We start from the raw sequence: 6,000 nt of genomic DNA, 5'->3' as shown, positions 1-6,000 counted from the left end.
GTTCGCGGGGCGCGCCGACGCGCCCGGCCGCGTCGGCTCGTGCGGGAGGTGCGTTTCGGGCCGTGCCCGCCGCCGCGCCGGGCGCGCGCCGGGTGCGGGCCCCTCCCACCGTCACGAAGCTGGCCGAAGACCATGCCCGGACGCAAGGGCCGGGAATGCCGCAGGCTGCCGCGCGCCCGCCGCGGCCCTATCAGGACCGCTGGCGTCGGGCGTGACCGGACCGGGCGGGCGGCGCCGCGTCGGAGGGGCGGGCGTCGCGCACGCCCCGATGCCCGTCGTGGATGAAGTCGCGCAGCGACGCGATGAGGCGTTCGTCGGCGTAGGTCGGCAGGGCGTCCGCCGCGGCGTCCTGGCGATCCTGTGCCACGAGCCGGTCCAGGATCTTCGGGATATCCGCTTCGCTCGCGGCGACGGTCAGGCCGCTGCGCTGGCCCAGATGCCGTACGGTCGCGACCTGGTGATCGTTCCTCTGCTCGCCGTATTGCGCGCGCCGCGCGAGCACGACGAGCGGTTTGGAGAGGGTCAGGGACGTGATGATCGTGCCCATGCCCGCGTGGCTGACGATCACGGTCGCCTGTTTCGCCTTCGCCACGAACTCCTGCGGCGTGATCCGCTCCTCGAAGGCGAAGGACGCGGGGCGGTAGCTGTTCGGTCCCAGGCAGCCGACCTGCCCGAAAACCGTCAGGTCGGCGGAGGTCTCCGCGCACCATTCGTCCACCGCCCGGGTCAGGCGGTCGAAGGGAAGCTGCGTGCCGACGGTGAAGAAGATCAAATCACGGACCCCTTGTAATCCGGGCCGTCGGGCGACGCGAGATGCGGCCACTGCGTGAGCCACAGGTCGGCGTGCGGTCCGGCCTTCTTGCCGGAGAGGGACAGTTTCTCGGCATTCGCCATGCTGTCGACCCAGGCGGTCCGCGCGCCCATCAGCCCGCCGAGCCGCACCGCGAAGAAACCCGGCGCCGCGCCGGTCGTGATCACCACGTCGGGCCGCAGGCGCAGCACCGCGAGCGCGGTTTGCAGCAGGCTCAGGACGAGACGGGCCTTCTGCCAGCGGTTCGCCTCCTGCACGACGACGAACCCCGGCCTGGCCTGGCCACGGGCGGCCGCGGCGCTTTCCGCCTCCGACCGCAAACCGGGATCGGTGCTGACGAACGTGACCTCGCAGCCGTCCCAGGCCGGCTGCAGCCGCAAGAGTTGCATCCAGTGGCCCCCGGCGGAGGCGACGGCCATGATGCGGATCGGTCTCTTCATCGCGTTTCGGGCTCCGTCGGCTGCTCGAGGCTCGCATCCATCGGCTGAGGGCTATCCCGCCTTCCTGACCTTTGCGCGGAGACTCTGTGGCGTAAACAGGAAACTGCCAAGGACGGCGCGGGCCGGTCCGGGCCGCCGGGTCAATCGCCGGGGCAGGGCCGGATGTGCCGCGGCCCGATGATCGTCGAGACCAGAGCCCCGCCGAGAAATCCGCCCAGATGCGTCTGCCACGCCAGCACGCCGCCCAGAAGATACCAGAAGATCACGTTGAGGGCTGCGAGCGCGGCGATGTCGCGCCAGACCGGCCAGCGGCTGAGACCCGCGGCGCGCAGCTCGTCCAGTTCCCACGCCTTCCAGGCGCCGGCGAGCCCGAAAAGCGCCCCCGATGCGCCCACCATGGGTTGCGGGCTGTCGCTCAGGACCGCGAAGGCCGCGCCGCCCAGGACCGCCGATGCGAGGTAGATGACCACGAAGCCGCCCTGACCGGCGCGGCGCGCCACGATGCCGCCGAGGATGAGGAGCACCAGCATGTTTCCGGCCAGATGTCCGATGCCGGCATGGAGGAACGCGTAGGTCGCGAACATCGTCGCTGGCTGCAACGGGTAGTTCGGGCGCCAGTTGTCCAGAAGGCCGCCCCAGAAAGCGCCGTTGTGGTAGGCGAGCGTGCGCCAGGCCGGACTGCCCCACCATCCGGCATCCGCGCCCGCGAGACAGGCCTCGACGAGCAGGTTGATCGCGACCAGCGCGAGGACGGCGCCGGGCAGACCGACGCGCCGGCGGGCGCCGGGTCCCGAATGTCTCGTTTCAAAGGGCCTCATGACCGTCTCCTGCAGGCTGACGGCAGGGTTGACAAGAGGCGCCGCGCCGCGCCCCTTGCCGGCCGCACCGGGTCCCGCGCCCATCTGCGGGCTGGACCGGGCAGGACGGCGGATGCGAAAGGTAAGCTGGCCCAGGATTGCATGACCCCAGGGATCGAGACCGAATGACCGAGAGCCGCGCCAGAACCGAAGCCCCGTCGCCGTCGCTGGCCCGTGTCGCGCGCGGCAACCTCTGCGCCGGGTGTGGCGCGTGCGCGATGATCGCGCCCGAGCGCGTCAGCATGAAGATGGAGCCGCCGGGGTTCTTGCGCCCGCGCCAGTCAGGGGCTCTGACCGAGACAGAGGAGCGGCTGATCTCGCAGGTCTGTCCCGGGCTCGGCCAGACGGTGGACGCCGGCGAGCGGCGGGATCACGCGCTGTGGGGGCCCTACCTGGAGATGCGCGCGGGGCATTCGACCGATCCCGGACTTCGCTTCGACGCGTCCTCGGGCGGTGCGCTTTCCGCCCTTCTCGTGCATCTGCTGGCGGAAGGAGAGGTCGACGGTGTGATCCAGACGCGGGCGGCCGAAGCGCCCCCCTACGCCAACACCCCGACGCTCTCCACCAAGGTTTCGGAAATTTGTGAGGCCGCAGGCTCGCGCTATGCGCCCTCCGCGCCGCTGGCGGGCCTCGGCGCGTCTCTCGGAACCGGGCGCCGTTTCGCTTTCGTCGGCAAGCCCTGTGACGTGGCGGCGCTGCGGGCGCTGTCGCGGCAGGATCCGCACATCGCGGAAACCTTTCCCGTGGTCCTTTCCTTCTTCTGCGCCGGCGTGCCGTCGCAAACCGGTGCCGAGGAGGTGGCTCGTGCGCTCGGTCTCGACCCGTCCGGGATCACGGCCTTCCGGTACCGTGGACGGGGCTGGCCCGGCCAGGCCACCGCGACGCGGGCCGATGGCGTCAGCCGCTCGATGAGTTATGCGGAAAGCTGGGGCGGGATCCTCAGCCGCCACGTCCAGCACCGCTGCAAGATCTGTGCGGACGGCACGGGCAAGGCCGCGGACATCGTCTGCGCGGACGCATGGCAGTGCGACGAGCAAGGCTATCCCGTCTTCGAGGAGCGCGACGGCGTCAGCCTCGTGGTCGCGCGCACGAAGACCGGGCAACGCCTTCTCGCGGCTGCCGAGGCCGCGGGCCGGCTGGAAACCACCGCTTTCGACCCGCGCGCGCTGGCGCGGATGCAGCCCGGCCAGTTCAATCGCCGCACCGTGCTTCTGGCGCGTCTCGCGGCGCTTCGGCTTTTCGGCAAGCCCGTGCCGCGCTACCGGGGATTGCGCCTCGGGGCCGCGGCGCGACAGGCCGCTCCGCGGGCGTTCGTGAAGAACTTCGCCGGGATGGCGCGGCGGATCCTTCGCGGCCGCGCGCCGTAAAACCTTCGCTGCGTCCGGGACAGCCACGCGCCGCGGACCGCTCCGCCCGGACGCGGCGTGGAAGAGGCCTGCGCGGCCTTGCCGGCGCATGGGTCGCGGAGCTTCCATGCAGCTTGCGTGTGATCGCGGCGGTCGTTCCAGCCTGCAGGACGGAAGCCTCGGGATCGATTCGCGCGGACGCCGCGGCCGCTGTGGCCAATGGCGCGCGCACCGGGCAATTGATGGGCCCGCGCAAACAGTGGCGGGCGCGCGCGTTGCCCATGTTCCGCCACATTCCGGTTCTCCGATTGTTCACTAATCAGAACCAATCTTTGCAGTATACCCGAACGCATCGGTCGGTCCGGCGCGTGATTACCCGACGAAACGGAAATTATGATGGGTCGGGAGGCTCTTCGTATACGTATGGGGAAACAATGCGGTCCTTTTGCCAGAGGGCGCGACCGTGAAAATCATGGCGAGTAAGCCATTCCGTGACCCCTTTCTTGCCGTTTTTGCGTTTGGGATCGGGGCTGCGCCTTCTACAGTCGCCTTGCGAGGGTCGCGTTGCCCGGGCATGCCCTGCGAGCGGCGCGTGACATGGAACGCCCGAAGGCCGTCAGCGCGCTGCGTTGCGACCCGGGCGCGGAAAGGAAAGCAGGGCGAGCGACGTCCATCGTAAGGATGGGTCGAGAGGGAAAGGTGACGGGCAATGCCCGAACGCGTATTGAGTTGGACATCGCTTGGACCGGCCGCGGAGGCTTCCGGGGAAACGAAGTCGGTCGACCTCGACGGTGTCGCCGTCCAGATCGGCTTTGGCCGTGCCCCCGCGACCGCACCGGCGGAAGCCGGATCGAAGGCATTCGGTCCCGCGCATGGAGACGCCTTCGACCGGGGCTCATGCGTCGCGCTGTCTGGCCACCCGGGGTCCGAACACACGGCGGGTGGGGCCATCGCCACTTTCGATTTCACCGCCACCGACCCTGCCTTCGGGCCCGAGGTCGAGAACGTGTGCTTCCGCATCGCGGCCGATGACGGTCGGGGCGGGCTGCCGGGATCTCATGCAGAGCTGGCCAGCGTGCGCGCCTTCGACGCCACGGGCAAGGCCGTTCCGGTGACCGTCACGCCCGGCGCGGGCGTGCTGCGGTCCGGCGGTCTGCTGACCGGGGCGCAGGATGATGGCGGGGCGGGCCCGGCATCCGCCTCCACGCTGGTGGAAATCCCGGGGCCGGTCGCCCGCATCGAGATCGACGACGCCGACGGCACGGGCGGCGCGCAAGGCATCACGCTGAGCGACATGCATTTCTCGACCCTGCCGCCATGCGCGAACGCCAACGGCTTCGTGGAGGGCACCAAGGGGGACGATCTGATCGACGTCGCCTACACCGGCGACCGTCACGGCGACGTGATCGACGGGGGCGACAACAAGTTTCCCTTCCTCGGGCCCGACGACGACATCGTGAAAGCCCGCGCGGGTGACGATACGGTCCTGGCGGGCGAGGGGAACGACATCGTCGTGGGCGGACGCGGCGACGACGTGCTTCACGGGGAAAGCGGGCACGATCTGCTTTTCGGCGGCGCCGGCGACGATACGCTTTCAGGCGGCAGCGGGGCCGATATCCTGTCCGGCGGTCACGGCCGGGACGTGTTCCGCGACATCACTGACGGCGACAAGATATTCGGCGGCTTCGGCGGCGACGATTTCGACACGCTCGACCTGACGGGCGCGGGTCCGCTGCGGGTGGTGGACACCAGGCCCGACAAGGACGGCAACGGCCTCGACGGACGGGTGGAGTTCCTCGACGGGGACGGTGCCGTGGCCGGCAGCGCGAAGTTCTGGAACATCGAGAAGGTGATTCCGTGTTTCACGCCGGGCACGGTCATCGCGACCCCGCGCGGCGAACGGCTGGTCGAGGATCTGAAGGCGGGCGACCGCGTCATCACCCGCGACAACGGCATCCAGGAAATCGCCTGGATCGGCACACAGACGCTGACCGGGCACCAGATTGCCCGGATGCCGCATCTGAGGCCGATTCTCATCGAGGCGGGCGCGCTCGGCAACGGGCTGCCGGAGCGCGACCTCCTGGTCAGCCCGAACCACCGGGTTCTCGTCGCCAACGACAAGACCACCCTCTACTTCGACGAGCGGGAGGTGCTGGCCGCGGCCAAGCATCTGACCGGGCTCTCCGGGGTGCAGGAGGTCGGAACGCTGGGGGTGACCTACCTGCACTTCATGTTCGAGCACCACGAGGTGGTGCTGTCGAACGGGGCGTGGACGGAAAGCTTCCAGCCCGGCGATTACACTTTGAAGGGCATTGGAAACGCCCAGCGTAACGAAATCCTCGAACTTTTCCCGGAGCTTGCGAAAGAGGGCGCAGATGGCGATTTCCGGGCGGCGCGCCGCACGCTGAAGAAGCACGAGGCGCGGCTGCTGCAGGACTGACTTGCGGCCGGGGCCGGCACCGGCTCCGGGGTCTGCCGGGGGACCATCCCGCGGGCGGCACCTTTCCCGAAACGGAAGGGCCCGCCCGGCGCCGGCCGGCAAACGG

At 69.9% G+C, this 6,000-nt stretch carries 5 protein-coding genes; 2 read left to right on the top strand and 3 right to left on the bottom strand.

The window, feature by feature from the left end:
• Nucleotides 1-190 precede the first annotated feature (190 nt).
• The 3 genes from AB6A66_RS16175 to AB6A66_RS16165 all read right to left on the bottom strand — a co-directional run bounded on the left by AB6A66_RS16175 (nucleotide 191) and on the right by AB6A66_RS16165 (nucleotide 2,069).
• On the bottom strand, nucleotides 191-772 hold the full coding sequence (locus AB6A66_RS16175; RefSeq protein ID WP_371056690.1) for a glycosyltransferase: 582 nt from the start codon (nucleotides 770-772) through the stop codon (nucleotides 191-193).
• A complete protein-coding gene (locus AB6A66_RS16170; RefSeq protein WP_371038325.1) occupies nucleotides 769-1,251 on the bottom strand; it encodes a UDP-N-acetylglucosamine--LPS N-acetylglucosamine transferase in 483 nt (160 codons plus the stop codon). Before AB6A66_RS16170 ends, AB6A66_RS16175 begins: the two co-directional genes overlap by 4 nt.
• Before the next feature lie 140 nt (nucleotides 1,252-1,391).
• Entirely contained in the window at nucleotides 1,392-2,069 is a 678-nt protein-coding gene (locus AB6A66_RS16165; protein WP_371056689.1) for a rhomboid family intramembrane serine protease, read from the bottom strand.
• A 164-nt stretch (nucleotides 2,070-2,233) separates the two neighbouring features.
• On the opposite strand from AB6A66_RS16165, the gene AB6A66_RS16160 reads away from it, so the two are divergent.
• Both AB6A66_RS16160 and AB6A66_RS16155 read left to right on the top strand, forming a co-directional pair.
• Complete coding sequence (locus AB6A66_RS16160; RefSeq protein ID WP_371056688.1) at nucleotides 2,234-3,475, top strand: Coenzyme F420 hydrogenase/dehydrogenase, beta subunit C-terminal domain; 1,242 nt, start codon at nucleotides 2,234-2,236, stop codon at nucleotides 3,473-3,475.
• 688 nt (nucleotides 3,476-4,163) lie between these two features.
• A complete protein-coding gene (locus AB6A66_RS16155; RefSeq protein ID WP_371056687.1) occupies nucleotides 4,164-5,894 on the top strand; it encodes a Hint domain-containing protein in 1,731 nt (576 codons plus the stop codon).
• Nucleotides 5,895-6,000: the final 106 nt, after the last annotated feature.

Source organism: Rhodosalinus sp. K401, from assembly GCF_041365735.1.
In the GTDB taxonomy this organism is placed as follows: domain Bacteria; phylum Pseudomonadota; class Alphaproteobacteria; order Rhodobacterales; family Rhodobacteraceae; genus Rhodosalinus.
This window is presented reverse-complemented; position numbering and strand designations above follow the sequence as displayed.

Coding starts and splice junctions, on each gene's coding strand:
- AB6A66_RS16165 (WP_371056689.1), bottom strand. CDS start 2,069: ATGAGGCCCTTTGAAACGAGACATTCGGGACCCGGCGCCCGCCGGCGC.
- AB6A66_RS16160 (WP_371056688.1), top strand. CDS start 2,234: ATGACCGAGAGCCGCGCCAGAACCGAAGCCCCGTCGCCGTCGCTGGCC.
- AB6A66_RS16155 (WP_371056687.1), top strand. CDS start 4,164: ATGCCCGAACGCGTATTGAGTTGGACATCGCTTGGACCGGCCGCGGAG.
- AB6A66_RS16170 (WP_371038325.1), bottom strand. CDS start 1,251: ATGAAGAGACCGATCCGCATCATGGCCGTCGCCTCCGCCGGGGGCCAC.